The organism is Brumimicrobium sp., from assembly GCA_023957385.1.
In the GTDB taxonomy this organism is placed as follows: domain Bacteria; phylum Bacteroidota; class Bacteroidia; order Flavobacteriales_D; family Crocinitomicaceae; genus Brumimicrobium.
In genome coordinates, this window is record JAMLGZ010000002.1 from 570419 (window position 1) to 589406 (window position 18988).

Genomic DNA, 18988 nt, shown 5'->3' on the forward strand with positions numbered 1-18988 from the left:
AGATAATAATTCTACAGCTTAATTTAGTCTAAATAAAGTCAAATAGTTATTTTCTTTTCTTTGAAAAGATAATCAGTTCATGGTCGCTATTTATTGAGATATTATAGTCTGTACAGTAGTTCAGAAATATTATTTCCATAGTGTCCGTATTGCCAATTTGATAAGAGAAATTAATATTTCCTTTTGGATAATTTTCTTTTTTAGTGATAGCATCTTTGCTTAAATAGGGAATAGTATGAGATTGTCCACTAGCATCTTTGATTTCAATGGAAGCCTTTCCTTTTCCATTATTAGAGATTTGTATAGTTGGGTCACCTTCCTTGCATTTATTGCAACTTAGCATTAAAAAGAAGACAAAACCATAGATTAATAGTGAAATAATTTTATTCATAAACAAAAAATAGCAACTTTGACAAAATTAGTAAATTAACACGTTAGTTATAAGTATCAATTCAAAAGTAAAGAAAAATGGGATATAAAATAAACGAAGAACACGATGTGAGAGACTTAGTTCCTAGAGAACGCCATATTAAATTAATTGAAATATTCCGGAATACACCGATAAATGAAGGATTTACTTTTATTAACGACCATGATCCCCTTCCTTTGTTTTATGAATTTCGATCCATTTTTGGAGATGTTGTTGACTGGGAATATATTACGAAAGGGGGAAGGGACTGGAAAGTTCAAGTGGCACGAACAAATGCTTCGGCTGAATTAGAAAACAAAGAAGTTTCTACTACCATCGATCTAAGAAAAGTAGAAGAGGGAGATTGGAAGCATGTTGTATTTCATCGTTATGGTATGATGAATGATGGAGAAGTTATGGAATTATTAGCTGCAGAAGACCCTAAAGAGATTCATGGTATTTTTGTTCAAAAATTTGAAGGAAAGCATATTTGGATATATAAGTCTACTCAAGAAGGAGAATACATTATTCATATAGGGAAGAAAGGTGTTGTTGAAGTGGATGAAGAATATTCTGTGGTAAATGAATTTGATGTGCGACCTTTTCCTCCTTATCAAAGACATGAAATGTTTTATGATGCATTTGCCGCTCTAAAGCCAGGAGAAGCTTTTGTATTTACAAACGACCATGATCCAAGTCCCTTGTATTATCAGATGAAAGCTGAAAGTAAAGAAGAGTTTAAATGGGAGTATCTTGAGAAAGGCCCTGAGGCTTGGCGCGTGCGAGTGATTAAGACGAAATAGTAATTAATACAAAAGGCTGTCAATTGACAGCCTTTTGTGTTCAATAACATACGCTTGATTATTTTATAATATCCAATTCTTCAATGATGTTAGTTGCACCTGCAAATTTATCAATGATGAATAATACGTATCGAATATCTACAGAGATAGTTCTTTGTAAAACTGGATCAAAGATAACGTCTCCAGCCATAGCTTCAATATTACCATCAAAAGCAATTCCAATTAATTCTCCGTTACCATTGATGACAGGAGAGCCTGAATTTCCACCTGTGATATCATGATCTGTTAACATATTTACCCACATTTGACCGTTTTCGTCTGCATACTGACCAAAATCTTTGGCATTATATAAATCGATTAATTTTTGTGGCACTTCAAATTCATCATCGCCGGGTTTGTTTTTAGCAATTACTCCCTTCAATGTTGTGTAATAATTAAACTCGGCATCATTTACTTTTCCTTCTCGTAGTGGAAGTGGTCGTACGGTCCCATAAGTTAAACGTAAGGTGCTGTTAGCATCTGGATACTCTATTGGACTTAATTTGGACTCTCTTAATCCTTTTACTAATAATCGAAATGATTTGTTAAAATTATCTTTTAATGCCGCCTGATTATCATCTTGAGCTCTATATCTAGTCAATAAACTGATAGAAAGTTGTAGTAACTCATCATCTTTTACTTGAGCAATTGAAGGATTGTCTAAAAAAGTCATTAATTGATCTTTATGTGTAAAAATACTTTTAGCAAATGCCTCTTTTATATAATCCGCAAAATTTCCTTTATTCTTATCACCTAATGTTTTTACATACGGTGCCAATCCTCCTTTCTTTGCTTTTTGATAGTATAAACCTAATTGAGCTGCTAGCACATCTTCTTCTAATGGTAAATATGTAGTTTCAAATGTTTCATTGATCAGATTCTCAATTTCAGGACGAAGATCTTTGCGTTTTGCTTCATCAACAGAGGCGAATTGCATCAAAGAGGATCCTAAACGATAAGGTAATACAGCAAAATTTGCAGAGCGCAATAAACTAATTAAGTAATTTTGCTGTTTAGCTTGTTCATTAGTCTTTTTATAATATATATTGATGTTTTTTGTAACTCCTTTATATTCATCATGGCCTTTTGCCCATTTGTCAAAGGCTTTTTCTGTAGCGCGTTTTAAATCAACAGTTTTATGTTCTTTCAGGGCTTCAATCATACCTTGGCGATTTTTCCAGTAATTGTCAATTTGAGCATATGTAGAAGCGTAATCTAATTTCACTTTCTGGTCTTCCTTCATGTATTTTTCATAAACATCCATTGCTTTTCGAGAGCCTTCTACCCATGCTGGATATGCATATTTTACGTTTTGGTCAACTCCACTTGCTGGCATCCAACGATTCGTTCTTCCAGGATACCCTAAAATCATAGAGAAATCTCCTTCTTTATATCCTTTAATGTTAACAGGTAGATGGTATTTAGGTTGCATAGGAATATTGTCTGCAGCATATTCAGCGGGATTACCATCTTTATCTGTATATACTCTGAAAATAGAAAAGTCCCCTGTATGGCGTGGCCATTCCCAGTTATCTGTACTTCCTCCAAATTTGCCAATTGAATTGGGAGGGGTTCCCACTAATCGTACATCGTTGAAATCTTGATAAACAAAATAATAATATTCATTTCCTTCAAAGAATGAACGAACTGAAACTGTATATTTTCCTCCTTCGTTATTTTCTTGTTCAATTTTAGCAATTTCTCTGTTAATAGCAGCTTCTCTTTCTTTTTCCGTCATGTTGTCATCTACCTGACCTAAAATACGTTTAGTCACGTCATCCATTCTCACAAAGAAGCGAACTGATAGTTCTTTAGGTTTTAATTCTTGAGAATAATTCTCAGCCCAAAAACCATTTGTTAAATAATCATGTTCAGGAGAAGATAATTCAGCGATTGCTCCGTATCCACAATGGTGATTCGTTAATACTAACCCATTCTTAGAGATAATCTCAGCTGTACAACCTCCGGCAAACTGAACAATAGCATCTTTTAAACTACTGTTATTAATACTATATATTTCTTCCGCTGTTAATTTTAATCCTTTCTTTTGCATGTCATCGATATTCTTACCGATAAACATTAAGAACCACATGCCTTCGTCTGCAAATGCTTTTGAAATTGGAGCAAGTGATAAAAGAATACTTGCAAATAATATAACTACTTTTTTCATCTTTTCTACTAAATTATTTTGAGGCCTCAAAGTTAGAATTTTTTTTGATGGAATGGTTATATATAGATAAATAAGGTAGTTTCAGTGACTACCTTATTATTTCGGTTGATTAAATGTATTTAACTTGGCCTAACGCATCCTTTTTTATGGTAAAAATTCCAATTTACAAAAGTTGCAATAACTGAGAAGATGATTAATCCTATGAAGAAAGCGTTTGAATTGCCAGAAACATTCATGGATAACAAGATTAACATGGAAAAAATGAATGGGCCAAACGCAGCAACTCCTGCTGTCCAACCAATTACTCCGGCTGCCTGACGAGGATTGTGCTGAAAGATAATAGGGAATTGTCTAAAAGTAGAAGCATTTCCAATTCCTGTAAAAAAGAATAAACTTAACATGATTCCAACAAACATGGGGAATTGGTCTAGACTATTAGGTGTTAATAACCCCATAGAGACTAGAAGAATCGTCCCGACTGTAAGCCCTATTCCTGAAATGGTTGTGAGAACCCCTCCTCCAAATCTATCAGCCGCAAATCCAAATAGCACTCTACTTGCTGAGCCAATCAAAGGACCGTAAAAAGCAAACATTAAGGGGTCTGGAGCATCGGGGAATCCTCCATATACTGATTTAATTAGCATGGGAAATGCAGCAGAAAGTCCGGCGAAACCACCGAAAGTCATTAGATAAACTAAAGTGCAATACCAAGTGTGTTTATCACCAAAGATATCTAATTGTTCTTTAAAGGATGCTTTCATAGGGATGCTTCGTAAGGATATCCAACTTACAATTCCAATGATAATCAAGAATGGGATAAACCAGAAGGCTGAGTTTTGAAGGTAGATAGTACTGTTTTTAACACCGTTTTTTTCTGTTTGAAAGGAAGTTAATATAGCTTCAGCTTTCTTTGGGTGAATATATGTAAAGGATTTGGCTTGTAAACTAACTGGTAATCCTGCAAAAAAATCAATTGGTTCTGAAGGAATGTTCTCATGGAAAGTCATTTTAGCTTTCTCCTGATCAAATTTGTTCATTAACAGGATTTGCGTTTCTTTATCTAATAACATAAAAGATTGAGTCACTTGTTCTTCTCCTAGTTGGATAAACATTTCCTCCACTTCTTTTGCATCTATGTTTGTAAATTGAGAAGAAGTGCCCACAACTCCAACGCCTATTAGAATGGGTGTAATAAATTGAACAAGACTTACTCCGAAATTTCCAATCCCAGCCTGAAGTCCGAGAGCTGTTCCTTTTAATCTTCTAGGAAAGAATAGATTGGTACTTGGCATATAAGAAGAAAAATCACCCCCTCCAATTCCTGTTAAAAATGCTAAAATCATAAATATCCAAAAGGGTGTTGAAGTATCCATAACAGCAAACCCAATACCTACACATGGAAGGATTTTAAGGAAAGTTGTAAAGGATACAATATGTCTGGTGCCATAAATAGGTAAAAGAAAGGTATTTATTATTCTAAATATACCACCAGATAATCCAGGCATGGCGGCTAGCCAAAAAAGTTGGTCACTTGTAAATTTGAAACCTATTCCATTTAATTTTACAACTAGAACACTCATGATGAACCAAGTGGCAAACGAAAAAGTTAGTGCACCCGTCGTAATCCATAGTGTTTTCCATGCAATGTTTTCACCTCCTTGATTTTCCCAAAAATCTTGGTTTTCCGCATCAAAATTTGTTAACCATGTTTTAGACATATATTTCGATTTTTAATATTTACATTTTTATTATTCTACCTTTTCAGTTACACCTGGGGCATGAATATTTAGAAGTTTGATAACTATTCGTTTGAGCCAGAAAAAACAAAGGATAGAAATCACAAGCATGAGTATCCAACAGCTTGTCCAGAACCCTGTCCATTCCAATAGATATCCAAAAAGGATGGGGCATACGAATCCTCCCAACCCTCCAATAACTCCCACCATTCCGCCAACTGTTCCTATATCTTCAGGGAAATAATCTGGAATAAATTTGTAAACCCCAGCTTTCCCTATGCCCCAAGCAATTCCTATGGCAAAAGCTAGAATGGCAAATATCCACATGTTCGCACTGAAGTGAATATGAGTGGTTCCTTGTGCAAGTACTTGCTTTTTTACCACCTTATCTCCCTCGTGAACAAGAGGAGTTTGCCAGCTATTTTTTATAGGGAGAATTGATTTTTTGTCATCAATTAGTTTCTCAACTTTTGGTTGTAAACTAAAATCTGTTTCATCTACTGTTATTTTAGAATCGGAAACATAAGTTACCACACCATTCTTAGTTGATGAGATGCCTTTTCCTGGTGTGAAAACATCCATTTTAGGAAAGATTAAAAAAATACTGATTCCTATAGAAAATTTAAATACCCATTCCATAACTTTCCGCGCACCGTATTTGTCACTCATCCAACCGCCCAAAGCGCGAATTAAGCCTGAGGGCATACTAAAAAGAGATGCAAACAGTCCGGCTACAACAAGTGAAACTCCATATACATTTGTGAAATAAGGAACAAGCCATTGAGAGAAAGCAACGAAGCATCCGAATACTAGAAAGTAGTATAGTCCAAAGCGCCAAACCCGGATGTTACCTAATGGTTTTACCATTTGTTTGATGGTTCGCTGCCCTTCAGGTTTTTTATTTTTAGTAAAAATGAGAAATAGGATAGCCATTACTACTAATGCTGCTGCGTATAGTTGAGGTAATACACGCCATTGCTCCATATCTTGCCCATTATTGGTTAGTTTTATTAAAAGAGTAGGAGCTAATAAGGTTGTAATTGCGGCTCCTGCGTTTCCGACTCCTACAATCCCCAAAGCACGTCCTTGCCATTCCTTTGGATACCAAACAGATGTAAAGGCAATGCCAGCTGCAAAACCTGATCCAGCCAAACCATATCCAAATCCTAATAGAGCAAAACTCCAGAAACTGTTTGCAAAACTTAGAAAATAAAGAGGGATGGTGCAAAATAGTAGAAGACCTCCAAAAACCCATCTACCTCCAATCTTATCGGTTAAAATACCAAGTGGAAGCCTAAATATCGAACCAGTTAATATGGGAATACCAAATAACCAACCTATTTCTATAGGACCCCAATCAAATACACCATTATCGACTAAGAATGTTACTAAAACACTATTGAAAACCCATACAGCAAAACAAATTGTAAAGGCAAGTGTGTTAAAGAAAAGTATCTTATGTGAGGTAAATGAAACTTTGGCTTCCATGTTTTTGCTTATTATTTGAAGCAAAAGTAGATGGAAGCAAATCATCAAAGAATGATTTGAATCAATGAATTATATGTGCTATTCGTGTGTATCTGTTATGTATAATTACTTTTCTCTTTTATTTATAAGGGTTGTATGATTATTACATTTTATCAGGCAAATAGATATATGATAAAAATCATATTGTTACATCTTTGAAAGAGGTATTAATGGATGTAAGAATAAAACGGATAATTTAATTTCTGATCCCTCTTTAATCTTACCTTCTACTCTATGAGCAAAATTGGTGAGTTCACGCTTTTTCATACTCAGTAGTGAGAATTTAGTGAGCATTACTACTGCGATAGCACAAAAGATAAATACTCCAGAAAAGATAAATCCTTGTGTTTGATATTGGGTTCCTCCTAAAACTAAATAACTTAATAATAGGATGATTAAACCTATTGGTAAAAGCGTTGTTAGATACATCCTTTTGGAAAATGTATAGTTACTGTGAATATCCATCTTTACAGCAATTTCTGTTCCTTTGTTGCTCTCTGTAATCTTACCTTGAATGTCGGGGATAGGTGACATAGGGCTATATTTCACATTTTTTATGGTAAATATATCTTCAGATATTTTCCCATAATAAGCAGCGTTTGGGGAGGCGTGTAGCTGTTCAAAATCAGTTATGGTAACACTGTTTAATTTCTCTTCTATTTCTTTTTTTGAAAGAGATGTACTGATGATAATTTCTTTTGTGTTCATGGTATTTTATTTTAATGAATATCTTTTATTTTTTAAAAACAAACTTTCTATAACTCTATGTGTTAAACCTCCAACTGTTACAACCCATGCGAATAATGCCAAGTAAACAAAGTAGAAAGGAATAGTATGTAAAAAATTAATCTCTATCACTTTAGCTAATTGGAAAGTGCAAACAGTGTACATTCCAAGAGGGAATACCATTCCCCAGTATTGAGGGTGGTAATTAATTGGGATAAAATGATAGAAATGTCTCCAAAATCCTAAAATGATAATGATAGGAATCCACCAGGTTCCTGTTGCCCAGAATAACAAGGTAATCCCTTTTATAAAGGGCAATAATGAAATTAAGATCTCCCATTCTGGAGCGTGAATGGTTAATAATGATCCTGCTAAAGTTATAATAGCAACGGCGCCCATATTAATCCAATAAGGTGGAGCAAACTCTTCTGCTTGTATTTCAAAGAAAATAAGACGGTAAAAAATAAGCGTGATTATAATTAAATATAATACACAACCCACTAAAAATACCGATAGCGAAAAGAACAAAGTGACCTCTCGTTCAAAAGGCAAAAACTCTGCTAATTGTGTTGCTAATACAGAAACAGATTGAGTTGCTACCACCATTAATAACCAAATTCCATTGAGACCTTTATCTAAGGTGGGTTTTCCTCTTTTTACTGTAATTATTATGAAAAAAGAGTACAAGAGAATAGCCCATAGTGCTGTGCCAACATAAAAGAATAACATAGCTATCTGATGATTTTCTTCGATAATTAGGAATTGACTCCCTAATATGTTTGTTGCGGCTACAATTGTTAAGAATCCTCCTCCTCTTGCATGGTCGGAGAAGTCATTCTTGAAATATTGAAAATAAAAAAAGATTCTATTTAATAGTAATACCCATAAGAGAAAATAGAATAAAATATTGAGATAAAATAGGGGCTTTGCAATAGGAAATACACCAGTAAAAAAGGTGGCAATAGATACAATCCCAGTAGCCATGACTAGAGCAAAGTAACTAGGAAATAAATTTGCAACAATATTTTTGATGTTTTTGATTGACATATTTCTGTTTCTAAAGACAAATTTCAGATGTCAACCTTAAAATGAGATTAAAATGGAATTAAAAAGTAATTAAATTTTGACAATAGGTATGCACAATGAAATTGTTGTTCCTTTTCCCTCTGTGGATTCAATGTGGACTTTTCCCTTGTGTAATTCAATGATACGATGAACTAAAGATAAACCAATGCCATGTCCATGAATGCCTATTGCATTTTCTCCACGATATAATGGTTCAAAGGCATGTTCTTGATAAGATTTAGGCATGCCAATGCCAGAGTCTTTAAAGCAAATAACGATATCATTTCCTTGAACTGAAATAAAAATATTTACTGTTTTGTTGGAAGAGAATTTGCAGGCATTATCCATAATATTGATAAAGGCTCGTTCTAATAACTTATTCTCTCCGACACAAATCAGTTGACTGTCATCTTTTATTGTTGCATCAAAGGTAATATTTACTTTGTTTTCAGGGTTTCGCCTTAAAAAATCATCCCGTACGATCCAGATGAGTTCGTCTATTCGTATTTCTTCAAAATGATAATGTACCAAATCATCAGTGCTTGCTAATTCTAGTAGGTTATTTGTTAGGGTATGTAAATTTTTTACATCTTGCGATATCGTGTGTAGGGTTGTTTTGTATTCTTCCTCGGTTCTATCTTTCATCAAGGTAACATCTATTTGCCCGTTTATAGCTGTGAGTGGGTTCCGTAATTCGTGAGAAGCATTAGCAACAAATCGTTTTTGAGAGTTAAAGGCTGCTTCTAGTCGATCGAGCATTTTATTAAAAGTAGAGGCTAATTTTCCTATCTCATCATCTGTTGGGTTGTTTCCTAGTCGTTGATGTATGTTTTTATGATTAATCTGATTTACTTGATGAATAAAATTGGAAATTGGTTTTAAAAGAAATCCAACATAAAGCCAGCCACTAAGAAAAATGATAATAATTAAAATAAGACCTCGTATGAATAGCATTCTTTTTAAGTTTCTAATATAATCTACTCCATGTATATCGATGCCAGAACTAAAAATATAATACGAATCGTTCAGGTAGGTATAATAAAAACCCACTGTTTCAGTTTGATTTGCAGAAATCAAAAAAGGTTTGTCTGGGTAAATAGAGTTAATAACTTTAGAATCTGGAGCCTTAAAGGAGCTGTCTTGATACAGTAGGGTTTGGTTTTTAAGAAAAATAACAAAACGTTCGTTGGCTATAGAGGGACTTGGATTGTATTGTATCTTTTGTGTTTTTGGATTTAAAGAATCTTTATCTGAAACCAATACGAATTTTAATTTAGCAATTCCACGATCTTGTAATCTAGAATAGAAATCTTCTTTTCGATAATTTTCAGATAGGAAATAGATAGAAATGGAAAAGAAAAATAAAATTATTCCAACAATAACTCCAAACAATATCGTAAAACGAATTCTGATTTTCATATTAGTCCTCTTTTATAGAATAGCCTAATCCAACATGTGTATGTATGAGTTTGTTTGGGTAGTCATTATCTATTTTTTTGCGAAGAAAATTCACATATACTTCAATAACATTCGTTCCTGAATCGAACGTGATATCCCACACTTTCTCAGCTATTTCTGCCTTACTAATGACTCTGTTTTTGTTTTGTAAGAGTAACTCTAAAAGTGTATATTCTTTGGCAGTGAGTTTTACTTCATTACCCGCTCTTTTTACAATCTTAGAAAAGGTATTTAATTCCAGATCTCCAATAGACAAAATGTGATTTGAATCGGTGGGCTGCTCTGTGCTATTGTTGGTTCGTCTCAAGAGGGATTTGACACGAGCTAGTAATTCAGGGAAATCAAAAGGTTTAATTAAATAATCATCAGCTCCAGCTTCAAAACCTTCCAATTTGTCATCTAGCGAGCCTAATGCGGTTAGCATTATGATTTTTGATTCGGGATGTTTGTCTCTGATAATTTTGCAAAGTTTTAATCCATTTAAATGCGGGATGATGACATCTAACACGAAAATATCATACCCATTAGAAAGTGCTAATTTCTCACCAAATTCACCATCATAGGCAACGTCAACTTCAAATCCATTTTCTTCAAATCCTTGCTTGAGAAATTGTACTACCCGAGTTTCATCTTCTACTATAAGGATTTTGGATTTATTCATTTTGGATTCATTCACAAACCAAATATAGCATTTTTAATACAATCAAAAACATGATGTAAATCTTTGAATTAAATCCACTAAAACAATTTCTATTACTTGGAATATTGCTAGATACAGTAAAGTAACTATTTATTTAGAATCATTCTAATTTTAATAAAAATCAAAAAGCATGATTCACATCATAGAAATAGGAGTTGAATGTCCTAATATTTGTATCGTAAAATTAGTGAATATGAAACGAATTAAAATAATCAGATTATTGGCATTGTTGAGCGTAGGATTTTTATTACAAACTCAGTCAGTTGCCTTATCAAATGAGGGACAAATGACTCCAGAAGAAATAGCTGGTAAAAAATATTTTGAAGGAGCAACCCGATTTGAAAATAGGGGGCCTTCATGTATTACTTGTCATTCTGTAGCCAATAATAAGGTGATAAAGGGAGGTTTATTAGCAAAAGATTTAACAGATGTTTATTCCCGTATGGGAGAAGGTATTTCAGCTTGGTTGATGGCACCTCCATTTCCTGCTATGGATGTGTCTTATCGTAATCATGCTTTAACAGATAAAGAAAGAACAGATTTACAGGCTTTCTTGAAATATGTTAATGATAATCAGGAAGGACAAAGCCTTGATAAGGGTTATAGTACTATGCTGCTTGCAGGAGGAAGTGGCGTAGTTGGCGTCTTTGTGTTAATCAGTCTGATTTGGTTTAATAGAAAGAAGAAAATGGTTAAGAGAGACATCTTTGATCGCCAATTACAAGCGTGGGATGCAAAACATTAATATAAAGAATTTAAATAAATAGTTATGAGTTGGATTGAAGATATAATTTCCCCAGAAACCAGAAAATGGGAAGAGTTTTACAGAAACAGATGGCAATACGATAAAATTGTTCGAAGTACTCACGGTGTAAACTGTACCGGTGGTTGCTCTTGGGCTATTCACGTTAAAGACGGTATTGTTGTATGGGAAATGCAGCAATTAGATTATCCACAGTTTAATAAAGAAGTGCCTCCTTATGAACCTCGTGGGTGTCAAAGAGGGATTTCTTATTCTTGGTATTTGTATAGCCCAATTCGTGTGAAATATCCAATTATCAGAGGAGCTTTGCTTGATTTATTTAATGAAGAAAAGAAAAAATGTGGAGGAGATCCTGTTCAAGCATGGGCGAATATCCAAGCAGATAAATATAAGAGAATACGCTACCAAAGAGCTAGAGGTAAAGGTGGATTTAGAAGAGTGAGATGGGATGATGTAGTGGAATTAATAGCTGCTTCTAATATCTACACAATCCAAAAGTATGGCTCTGATAGAATCATTGGTTTTGCTCCGATTCCTGCAAAAAGTATGTTAAGTTATGCTTCAGGAGCAAGATATTTACAATTAATGGGAGCCGTAAACTTAAGTTTTTATGATTGGTATTGCGACCTTCCAAATGCTTTCCCTGAGGTTTGGGGAGAGCAAACTGACGTATGTGAAAGTGCTGACTGGTACAAATCTAAGTTTATTGTTTCCATGGGGGCAAACCTTGGTATGACACGTACGCCAGATATTCACTTCTTCTCTGAAGCTCGTCATAACGGAACAAAAACGGTAGTTATGTCGCCTGACTTTAGTATGGTGGCTAAGCATGCTGACCAATGGATACCTGTTCACGCGGGTTCTGATGGCGCCTTTTGGACAGCTGTAACGCATGTTATCTTAACTGAATTTCACGTTCAAAGACAAGTTCCATATTTCATGGATTATGTTAAACGCTTTACGGATATGCCTTTCTTAGTTAGAATTGAAAAAGATGGTGAAAAGTTTGTCCCTGGGCGTTTAATGCGTGTAGATGAAACTCCAAACTATAAAGATGTTGAGAATGGAGAGTGGAAATTCTTAAATTTTGATTCAAAAACAGGAAACCTAGTTTCTCCTATGGGAACTATGGGTTACCGTTGGCAAGATAAAAAGGGTCAATGGAATTTGCTATTCAAAGACGGAGAAACTGGTGTTGAATATGATCCTGAATTAACTTTCTTGGATAAGAAAGATGATGTAGTTCAAATTTCTTACCATGATTTTGGTTTAGCAAAAGACTTTAAACGTGGTGTTCCTGTAAGATTCGTTAAAGACAAGCAAGGAAATGATGTTCCAGTTGCTACTATTTACGATTTGTTAATGGGGCACTATGGAGTAAACAGAGGTTTAGAAGGAGATTATCCAAAATCGTATGATGAAACAGATCAGGCTTATACTCCAGCTTGGCAAGAAATCTTTACTGGTATCGATCGGAAAGAGGTTATTCAGTTGGCTAGAGAGTGGGGAGTAACTGCTGAAAAAACAGAAGGTGCATGTATGGTTATTGTAGGAGCTGGTATAAACCACTGGTTTCACGAAAATTTAATGTATCGTTCTGCAATTATGACTCAGTTGCTAACTGGATGTAACGGTAAGAATGGTGGAGGGATGAATCACTATGTTGGTCAAGAGAAATTAGCTCCCATGGATTCATGGTCAACTATAATGAGTTCTAAAGACTGGGATACTTCACCACGTTTACAGCAAGGGCCAATTTGGCACTACATTAATTCTTGCCAATGGAGATATGACGGAAATCAACGAATCTATAATACTTCACCAGATAATAAATTGACCAATATGCACTCTGCGGATTGGGCAGTAATGTCGGTGCGAAATGGTTGGATGCCTTACTATCCACAGTATAGTAAGAGTAATTTCGAGATTGTAAAAGATGCTCAAAAAGCAGGCGCTACAACTGAAGATGAGATGAGAAACTATATTGTTTCTCAGATTAAATCGGGAGAATTGAAACATGCTATCGTTGAACCAGATAAAGAAATAAATTTCCCGCGTGTGTGGTTTATTTGGAAAGGAAATGCAATTGGCACCTCTGCAAAAGGGCATGAATATTTCCTTGATCACTATTTAGGAACTCACACCAACAAGATAGCAGATGAAGTAGCTGGAGATATCGTTAAAGATATTCACTATATGGGTGATGAAGGTCCAAAAGGAAAAATGGATTTAGTAATTGATATTAACTTTAGAATGGATACATCAGCTTTGTATTCAGATATTGTATTGCCTACTGCTTCATGGTATGAGAAGGCAGATATTAATTCAACAGACCTACACTCATTTATACATCCATTGTCTGAAGCTATCCCACCGGTTTGGGAATCTAAATCAGACTGGCAAATCTTTGAAACACTAGCAAAGAAAGTTCAAGAGATGGCTAAAACTTATCTCCCTGAACCTATGCTAGATGTTGTGAACCAACCGTTGACTCATGACTCCAAAGACGAAATAACCCAACCAAGATTGTTAGATTGGTCAAAGAGTGAATGTGAGCCAATTCCTGGAAAAACAATGCATAAGATTGTATTTAAGGAAAGGGATTACACTAAAATTTATGACAAATTTATTACACTTGGAGAAGGTGTTGCTAAAAATGGTTTGGGAGCGCATGGGAATCACTATATGTGTGAAGATGTGTATCAAGAAATGCTAGATCATAAACAGCATGTCATAAAATTAAGTGATGGTAAAGAATATCCTTCTCTTAAAGAAGATGTAGAAGCTATTAATGCTATTTTAAAGCTTTCAACCCTTACTAATGGTAAATTAACGGTTAGAGCATATGGAAATATGTCTGTAAAAACTGGTTTACCTGATGTAGCACATTTAGGAGATGGTTTTGAACAAGTAAGTTTTGAATATAGAGATTTACAGTCACAGCCTGTTAGATACAATTCATCACCAGTTTGGTCAGGTTTGATGAACAACGGAAGAACGTATGCAGCTTATACCTATAACGTTGATATGTTCGTCCCTTGGAGAACACTCACAGGAAGACAACATGCTTATCTTGATCATGATGCGTATATAGCATTCGGAGAACATTTCCCAACTTACAAGCCTTCACCAACGCCAGAAGCATATGGAGACTTACGTGTAACAGTCAATGATGGTCAGGCTAAAATGCTAAACTGTTTGACGCCTCACGGTAAATGGCATATTCACTCAACGTATGGAGATACTTTAAGAATGTTAACACTCTCTAGAGGGAATGAGCCATGCTGGATTAGTGAAGCAGATGCAGCTGAATTAGGAATTAATGATAACGACCATGTGGAAGTGTATAACGACCACGGTACGTATGTAACTCGAGCCTGTGTGAGTGCTCGTATTCCTAAGGGTGTATGTATTGTATATCATGCCGTTGAGCGTACTTATAATATTGCCAAATCTCAAGAGAGAAGAGGTAAGAAAGGAGAACCAAGACGTGGTGGTATGAACAACTCATTTACACGAGTGCATTTGAAGCCAAACTTAATGTGTGGTGGTTATGGGCAGTTTTCTTACCATTTCAATTATTGGGGACCTGTTGGATCTAACCGTGATACACATGTTTTAGTTAGAAAAATGAAGAAAGTAGAATATTAAGAAAATTAAGTAGAATCAATTAAAATTCATATATCATGAATGTAAGAGCACAAATGACCATGGTCTTCCACCTCGATAAATGTATCGGATGCCATACCTGTTCTGTTGCGTGTAAAAACGTATGGACAGATAGAAGAGGAGCTGAATATATGTGGTGGAACAACGTTGAAACCAAGCCCGGGACAGGATACCCTACAAAATGGGAAGATCAAGAAATATATAAAGGTGGTTGGGAAAAGAATGGAGATACTGTTTCTTTGAAAGGAGCAGGAAAATTGAAAGGATTAAAAAATATTTTCCATAATCCACATTTACCTACATTGGAAGATTATTACCATCCCTGGGCATACAAATACTCTGATTTGTTTACTGCACCAGAGGGAGATGATCAACCGATTGGTAGAGCAGTATCTTTAGTAACGGGTGAGCCAATTGATATTAAATCTGGACCAAACTGGGATGATGATTTGAGTGGTACGCCTGATTATGCTAGGAAAGATGTGAATTTTAAAGACTTGGATGAGGTAGATCAGGAGGCTATGTTCCAATTGGAGCAAATGACTATGATGTACTTGCCAAGAATCTGTAACCACTGTTTGAATCCTGCGTGTGTAGCATCTTGTCCTTCTGGTGCTATTTACAAAAGAGGGGAAGATGGTATCGTTTTGATTAATCAAGAACGTTGTAGAGCCTGGAGAATGTGTGTAACTGCTTGCCCTTATAAGAAAAGTTATTATAACTGGCATACAGGAAAATCTGAAAAATGTATTTTATGTTATCCTCGTTTGGAAACAGGACAAGCACCAGCATGTATGCACTCTTGTGTAGGTCGTATTAGATATTTAGGTGTTATGCTATACGATGCAGATCAAATTGAAAAAGTTGCTGCCTCTCCAGATGATAAATTAGTGGATAATCATATCGCTATGTACTTAGATCCAAACGATCCAGAAGTGATTGCAGCAGCAAGAGCAAATGGTGTTCATGATTCTACGATTGAAGCTGCTCAAAAATCTCCAATTTATAAATTTGTTGTTGAGTGGGGAATAGCACTTCCATTACATCCTGAATTTAGAACTTTACCAAATTTATTCTACGTACCGCCAATGCTTCCAGCAATGGCACAAGTAGATGAAAGTGGTTTGTATAGAACTAAAACAAACGAGTTGTTTCCAAGTATTGACCAAACAAGAATGCCATTGAAGTATTTAGCTTCTTTATTCTCTAATGGAGATACTAATAAAATTGCTGAAATCTATCAAAAGATGTTGAGTGTAAAAATTCACAGAAGAAATGCAACTGTAGGAGATTTATCTCCAGAACAAGTTCAAAATCTTTCTCAAAATACAATGATAGATGCTGATATGGCAAATGCAATTTATAGATTAACCTCATTAGCAACATTTGAAGAACGTTTTGTGATTCCTCCTGGACACAGAGAAGAATCTATCGAAATGCTTGAAGCTACCGCTGATGCTAAAGGAGAAACAGGATTCGGATTTAAAATTAGACCTGCAAGAGGTGTGTAATTGATGAGTTATGAGAAATAGAAGTCACTATATTTTATTAGCAAATCTTTTTAGATATCCAGATAAGGAGTATAAAAAGAATATTGAAGTCTGTAAACAAATGTTGGCAAAAGAATATCCGTTGACATTTTTAAAAGCAATGCCTTTTTTTGAATATATTGAAAAAACAGATATTGATAATATTGAAGAGATCTTTAGCATGACTTTTCATATTCAAGCAATTTGCTTTTTGGACTTGGGATATGTCTTGTTTGCCGAGGATTACAAAAGAGGTGACTTTCTAGTAAAAGTGAAAAACGAACAATTAAAAGTCAATAATGACTGTGGTGATGAATTGGCAGATAATCTTCCCAATATTTTAACCTTAATGGCTAAAATGGAAGATATGGACTTCTTAGATGAATTTGCTATTCGTATCGTCAAACCAGCTTTAGAAAAAATGTTGAGCGAATTTGATTTGGCACGAATGGCCTTGAAAAATCAGGTGCGTTTGAAAAAGCAACGCGTTCTTTTAGAGACAGATGAAAAAAATAGAAACATCTATCAATACGCACTTCAAACAATATATGATATCGTAATGGAAGACTTTAAACATGTGAAATATAATGACCCTATTATCCAACCAACTCTTGGGAATTTTATGAAAAATTGTAATACGGGTTGCGGACCAACATCTGCTCCTCAACCGATTAAAAATTAAGATTATGAAACGAAATCAGAAAATAAGCTTTAGTATGATAAAAAGTTTAAATAGTTTAAAAATAGCATTCTTGTTCTTGCTATTATTGATTCCATGCTTTAAATTGAATGCTCAAGCAGGAAAGGATAATTTTGATAAGTTATGTGCAACCTGCCATACAATAACAAGTAAAAATTTAGTTGGTCCAGGTTTGGCTGGAGTGGCTGATAAACAAAGTGAGGAATGGTTAATAAAATGGATACAGAATTCTCAAGAATTTATTGCATCTGGTGATGAGGATGCGATTAAGATATCAAAGGAATATAATGATGTTCCTATGCCTGCTTTCCCTCAGTTGAGTGAGCAAGAGATTAAAGATATCATTACATATATTGCTGAGAATGGTGTTGCGGATGCAGGAGCTTCTTCTGCCTCAGCAGGTGGTTCTGCAGGAACTAGTGGAGAAGACGGTGGAGAGTCTCTTTTTGGAGAATATGGATTCTGGTTTTTCTTAACCATTGCTGTAATGGGGTATATACTATTTAGAATTCGTAGAAAAACGAAATTAGCACTTAACCACATGGGGTATAATGAAGAAAACCCACATAAAGTGCCAAATTATTTATTCTTATTTGTGGTATATGTTGGTATTGCAGGCTTGTTATCTTGGTTTATTGTTCGCTTGTTAGAACAAGATTACGGAATGATTAATCAGTTGTCCTTTATTGCTTTACCTTATCTGTCCTTTGGTGTATTTTTGATTGGATCCATATACAGATATAAGAATATGGGCTTTAAAGTTTCTTCACTTTCTACTGAATTTTTAGAAGGGAATAAACTATTTTGGGGATCTCAGGCTTTCCACTGGAGTATTTTGATTTTATTTTTTGGTCACCTAATTGCCTTCCTATTCCCTGCTTCTATATTAGCATGGAATGGTAGCCCGGTTAGATTATTGATCCTTGAATTTAGTGCATTTGCCTTTGGCTTGACTGCCTTATTTGGTGTTGTACTTCTCATAAAAAGAAGACTTTCGACAAAAACGTTAAAGGTTGTTGCTAACAAAATGGATATGGTGGTTTATACTGTTTTATTAACTCAAATTATATCAGGACTTGGTGTTGCTTTCTTTGTTAGATGGGGTTCTTCTTGGTTCTCTTCTGTGCTTTCCCCTTATTTGGCATCAGTCTTTTCATTCAATCCTGATATTGCAGCAGTTTCTGAAATGCCATGGTTAATACAACTTCATATCATATCTGCCTTTGTAATTATCGGAATAATACCTTTTACACGTTTTGTTCACTTTCTTGTTGCTCCAATTGATTACTTATGGAGAAGATACCAGTTGGTAATATGGAACTGGAATCCAAAAAGAATACGTACCTCATATAGATGGAATTTTGGTAAAAAACCAAGAAACCATTAATGTTACGTAGTTTTGTCTCAAAAGAAAGACTGTCTATTACGTTAGGCAGTCTTTCTTGTTTTTTGGGAGTTAGATTTTGTGTTGGATACTTTCCTCTTAAGCCCAATCTATTAAGTATTTGTTTTGTCAGCCCTCGATACAATTTTTCGTAAAAAAATTGTATCGAGGGCTGACACCATAATCTGTATCTTATTCTAAATGCGTAACGAATTTTAAAAGTGAAATTTTAACAAAATTATCAATTCATAATTTTGAGAAACGTTAAACCAAGGCGTTTGATAGTTATAGAATGATATCGGCTAGTGTT

General features: G+C 34.9%; 14 protein-coding genes. 6 read left to right on the plus strand and 8 right to left on the minus strand.

Features of this window, described 5'->3' with window-relative positions:
- Positions 1–46 precede the first annotated feature (46 nt).
- Entirely contained in the window at positions 47–391 is a 345-nt protein-coding gene (locus M9897_13600; protein ID MCO5269916.1) for a hypothetical protein, read from the minus strand.
- 77 nt (positions 392–468) lie between these two features.
- On the opposite strand from M9897_13600, the gene M9897_13605 reads away from it, so the two are divergent.
- Positions 469–1212 (plus strand): DUF2249 domain-containing protein, encoded by a 744-nt coding sequence (locus M9897_13605; GenBank protein MCO5269917.1) that lies wholly within the window; start codon positions 469–471, stop codon positions 1210–1212.
- Positions 1213–1270: 58 nt separating this feature from the next.
- Here the strand turns inward: M9897_13605 and M9897_13610 are convergent, their stop codons facing one another.
- From M9897_13610 to M9897_13640, 7 genes are all read right to left on the minus strand, one after another.
- Complete coding sequence (locus M9897_13610; protein ID MCO5269918.1) at positions 1271–3421, minus strand: S46 family peptidase; 2151 nt, start codon at positions 3419–3421, stop codon at positions 1271–1273.
- 119 nt (positions 3422–3540) lie between these two features.
- Entirely contained in the window at positions 3541–5139 is a 1599-nt protein-coding gene (locus M9897_13615) for an MFS transporter (protein ID MCO5269919.1), read from the minus strand.
- A 30-nt stretch (positions 5140–5169) separates the two neighbouring features.
- The gene (locus M9897_13620; protein ID MCO5269920.1) at positions 5170–6645 is read right to left on the minus strand and encodes an MFS transporter; all 1476 of its coding nucleotides are present in this window, start codon (positions 6643–6645) and stop codon (positions 5170–5172) included.
- 186 nt (positions 6646–6831) lie between these two features.
- The gene (locus tag M9897_13625) at positions 6832–7392 is read right to left on the minus strand and encodes a hypothetical protein (protein ID MCO5269921.1); all 561 of its coding nucleotides are present in this window, start codon (positions 7390–7392) and stop codon (positions 6832–6834) included.
- 6 nt (positions 7393–7398) lie between these two features.
- The gene (locus M9897_13630; protein MCO5269922.1) at positions 7399–8457 is read right to left on the minus strand and encodes a tellurite resistance/C4-dicarboxylate transporter family protein; all 1059 of its coding nucleotides are present in this window, start codon (positions 8455–8457) and stop codon (positions 7399–7401) included.
- 69 nt (positions 8458–8526) lie between these two features.
- Complete coding sequence (locus tag M9897_13635) at positions 8527–9894, minus strand: HAMP domain-containing histidine kinase (protein ID MCO5269923.1); 1368 nt, start codon at positions 9892–9894, stop codon at positions 8527–8529.
- A gap of 1 nt (position 9895) precedes the next feature.
- Entirely contained in the window at positions 9896–10594 is a 699-nt protein-coding gene (locus M9897_13640; GenBank protein ID MCO5269924.1) for a response regulator transcription factor, read from the minus strand.
- Positions 10595–10763: 169 nt separating this feature from the next.
- On the opposite strand from M9897_13640, the gene M9897_13645 reads away from it, so the two are divergent.
- The 5 genes from M9897_13645 to narI are packed head-to-tail and all read left to right on the plus strand — an operon-like array spanning position 10764 to position 18681.
- Complete coding sequence (locus M9897_13645) at positions 10764–11378, plus strand: cytochrome c (GenBank protein ID MCO5269925.1); 615 nt, start codon at positions 10764–10766, stop codon at positions 11376–11378.
- A 24-nt stretch (positions 11379–11402) separates the two neighbouring features.
- A complete protein-coding gene (locus M9897_13650; GenBank protein MCO5269926.1) occupies positions 11403–15047 on the plus strand; it encodes a nitrate reductase subunit alpha in 3645 nt (1214 codons plus the stop codon).
- A gap of 35 nt (positions 15048–15082) precedes the next feature.
- Entirely contained in the window at positions 15083–16576 is a 1494-nt protein-coding gene (gene narH / locus M9897_13655) for a nitrate reductase subunit beta (protein MCO5269927.1), read from the plus strand.
- Positions 16577–16586: 10 nt separating this feature from the next.
- On the plus strand, positions 16587–17276 hold the full coding sequence (locus M9897_13660; protein ID MCO5269928.1) for a hypothetical protein: 690 nt from the start codon (positions 16587–16589) through the stop codon (positions 17274–17276).
- A 4-nt stretch (positions 17277–17280) separates the two neighbouring features.
- Positions 17281–18681, plus strand: coding sequence for a respiratory nitrate reductase subunit gamma (gene narI / locus M9897_13665; protein MCO5269929.1), 1401 nt, complete (start codon positions 17281–17283; stop codon positions 18679–18681).
- Positions 18682–18988 lie beyond the last annotated feature (307 nt).

What these genes read in the sequence shown, in the direction of transcription:
- M9897_13600 (MCO5269916.1), bottom strand. Translation starts at nt 391, where the DNA reads ATGAATAAAATTATTTCACTATTAATCTATGGTTTTGTCTTCTTTTTA.
- M9897_13605 (MCO5269917.1), top strand. Translation starts at nt 469, where the DNA reads ATGGGATATAAAATAAACGAAGAACACGATGTGAGAGACTTAGTTCCT.
- M9897_13610 (MCO5269918.1), bottom strand. Translation starts at nt 3,421, where the DNA reads ATGAAAAAAGTAGTTATATTATTTGCAAGTATTCTTTTATCACTTGCT.
- M9897_13615 (MCO5269919.1), bottom strand. Translation starts at nt 5,139, where the DNA reads ATGTCTAAAACATGGTTAACAAATTTTGATGCGGAAAACCAAGATTTT.
- M9897_13620 (MCO5269920.1), bottom strand. Translation starts at nt 6,645, where the DNA reads ATGGAAGCCAAAGTTTCATTTACCTCACATAAGATACTTTTCTTTAAC.
- M9897_13625 (MCO5269921.1), bottom strand. Translation starts at nt 7,392, where the DNA reads ATGAACACAAAAGAAATTATCATCAGTACATCTCTTTCAAAAAAAGAA.
- M9897_13630 (MCO5269922.1), bottom strand. Translation starts at nt 8,457, where the DNA reads ATGTCAATCAAAAACATCAAAAATATTGTTGCAAATTTATTTCCTAGT.
- M9897_13635 (MCO5269923.1), bottom strand. Translation starts at nt 9,894, where the DNA reads ATGAAAATCAGAATTCGTTTTACGATATTGTTTGGAGTTATTGTTGGA.
- M9897_13640 (MCO5269924.1), bottom strand. Translation starts at nt 10,594, where the DNA reads ATGAATAAATCCAAAATCCTTATAGTAGAAGATGAAACTCGGGTAGTA.
- M9897_13645 (MCO5269925.1), top strand. Translation starts at nt 10,764, where the DNA reads ATGATTCACATCATAGAAATAGGAGTTGAATGTCCTAATATTTGTATC.
- M9897_13650 (MCO5269926.1), top strand. Translation starts at nt 11,403, where the DNA reads ATGAGTTGGATTGAAGATATAATTTCCCCAGAAACCAGAAAATGGGAA.
- narH (MCO5269927.1), top strand. Translation starts at nt 15,083, where the DNA reads ATGAATGTAAGAGCACAAATGACCATGGTCTTCCACCTCGATAAATGT.
- M9897_13660 (MCO5269928.1), top strand. Translation starts at nt 16,587, where the DNA reads ATGAGAAATAGAAGTCACTATATTTTATTAGCAAATCTTTTTAGATAT.
- narI (MCO5269929.1), top strand. Translation starts at nt 17,281, where the DNA reads ATGAAACGAAATCAGAAAATAAGCTTTAGTATGATAAAAAGTTTAAAT.